This is a genomic window from Streptomyces sp. WAC05292, from assembly GCF_003949955.1.
Taxonomy (GTDB): domain Bacteria; phylum Actinomycetota; class Actinomycetes; order Streptomycetales; family Streptomycetaceae; genus Streptomyces; species Streptomyces globosus.
The window spans coordinates 1-2268 of record NZ_RPSE01000625.1 but is presented as its reverse complement, the minus strand read 5'-3'; the positions used below and the strand labels follow the sequence as shown (position 1 = coordinate 2268).

At 74.0% G+C, this 2268-nt stretch carries 1 protein-coding gene; it reads left to right on the top strand.

Annotated features, from left to right (window positions below):
• Positions 1-48 precede the first annotated feature (48 nt).
• A partial coding sequence (gene secD / locus EF903_RS31790) for a protein translocase subunit SecD (RefSeq protein ID WP_185902932.1) occupies positions 49-2268 on the top strand: 2220 nt, incomplete at its 3' end.

Genomic DNA, 2268 nt, shown 5'->3' with positions numbered 1-2268 from the left:
CGCCGGGGCCGCGCCCGCGGCTCCGCGGCCCGCCTGCCGGAGACCCCGTTGCCCCACCACCACAAGCGCTCGCTGCGCACACGGGCGCTGCTCGCGCTCGCCGTGCTCGCCGCGGCACTGACCATCGCCCTCACCGTGCCGGTCCGCCTCGGCCTCGACCTGAGCGGCGGCACGCAGATCGTGCTGGAGACCCGCCCCACCCCGTCCACCGGCGTCAGCCGTGAAACCACCGACCGCACGGTGGAGGTCCTGCGCGGCCGCATCGACGCGCTCGGCCTCGCCGAGCCCACCCTGGTGCGCTCCGGCGACCACCGCATCATCGTCGAACTGCCCGGCGTACAGGACCCGGGCAAGGCCGCGGACGTCCTCGGCCGCACGGCACAGCTCACCGTGCACACCGTCCTGGGCCCGGCCGGCACCGGTGCGTCCGCGGCGGACCCGGCCGCCGAGCGCGTCCTCCCCGACGAGTCGGGGCAGCCGCTGCGGCTGAAGGCCGCCGCCGCCCTGCGGGGGGACGACGTCAAGGGCGCCGCCGCCCGGTTCGACCCCCGGAACGGCACCGGGTGGCACATCACCGTCGACTTCACCGGCCAGGGCTCCGCCAAGTGGGCCGACACCACCGGCGAGGCCGCCTGCCGCCCGGTCGGCGACGCCGGGCGGCGCATCGCCATCGTCCTCGACGACAAGATCATCTCCTCGCCGGGCGTCGACCCGTCCGTCGCGTGCGGAGCCGGCATCGGGGGAGGAGCGACCCGGATCACCGGATCCTTCACCGACACCGAGGCCCGCGAACTCGCCCTGCTCATCTCGGGCGGTGCCCTCCCCGTCCCCGTCGAGATCATCGAACAGCGCGTCATCGGCCCCACCCTCGGCGCCGCGGCCATCACCGCCGCCGCCTGGGCCGCCGGCATCGGCACGGCCCTGACCGCGCTGTTCGTCATCGCCGTCTACCGCCTCATGGGCCTGCTCGCCGCCCTGGCCCTCACCTGCTACGGCCTCATCTCCTACGCGGCCCTGGCCGCCCTGGGCGCCACCCTGACCCTGCCCGGCCTCGCCGGATTCGTCCTGGCCATCGGCATGGCAGTGGACGCCAACGTCCTCGTGCTCGAACGCGCCCGCGAAGACTTCGCCGCCCGCACGCGCCCCACCGCGCGCGCGTCCCTGACCGCGGGGTTCCGCGGGGCACTGAGCGCCATCGCCGACTCCAACATCACCACGCTCATCGCCGCGGCCCTCCTCTTCACCCTCGCCTCCGGACCGGTCCGCGGCTTCGGCGTCACCCTCGGCATCGGTGTCCTGGCATCCATGGTCAGCACCCTGCTGATCACACGGGTGCTCGCCGACTTCGCGGCCGGCCGCCCCTCCGTGCACCGCCGCCCCCGCATCACCGGCATCGCGGACAGCGGCTGGACACGGGAACGCCTGCTGCGCCGCAACCCGCACCTGATGCGCCACCCCCGCCGCTGGCTGGCCGTCTCCGCAGCCCTCCTCGTCGCCGCGGCGTCGGGCATCCTCGTCCGGGGCCTCGACCTCGGCATCGAGTTCAGCGGCGGCCGGCTCATCGAGTACACCACCAGCCGCTCCGTCGACCCCGAACGCGCCCGCACCGCCCTCTCCGAGGCCGGGTTCCCCCGCACGCTCGTCCAGACGTCCGGCGGCAACGAACTGACGGTCCGGGCAGAGAACCTGACGAACGCCCAGGCGGCCACGGTCACCGACACCATCACCCGGCTCGGCGGCGACACCAGGAAGATCCGCGACGAACTCGTCGGCCCCACCCTGGGGGAGGAGCTGCGCCGCAACGCCCTGATCGCCCTCGGGCTCGCCCTCGCCGCCCAACTGGCCTACCTGACATTCCGCTTCCGCTGGCGGTTCGCCACCGCGGCCGTCGCCGCACTCGCCCACGACGTGCTCATCCTCGTCGGCGTGTTCGCCTGGCTCGGCAAACCGGTCGACGGCATCTTCCTGGCGGCCCTGCTGACCGTGATCGGCTATTCGGTCAACGACTCCGTGGTCCTCTTCGACCGCGTCCGCGAACTCCTCACCCGCAACCGCACGGCACCCCTGCCCCTCACCGCGAACCGGGCGATCCTCCAAACCCTTCCCCGCACCGTCAACACGGGCACGGGCGCCGCCCTCATCCTGACCGCCCTGGCCCTCCTCGCCGAAGACGCCCTCACGGACTTCGCCCTGGCCCTGCTCATCGGCCTGGCCATCGGCACCTACTCCTCCGTCTTCACGGCAACCCCCACCGCCCTCGCCCTCCAC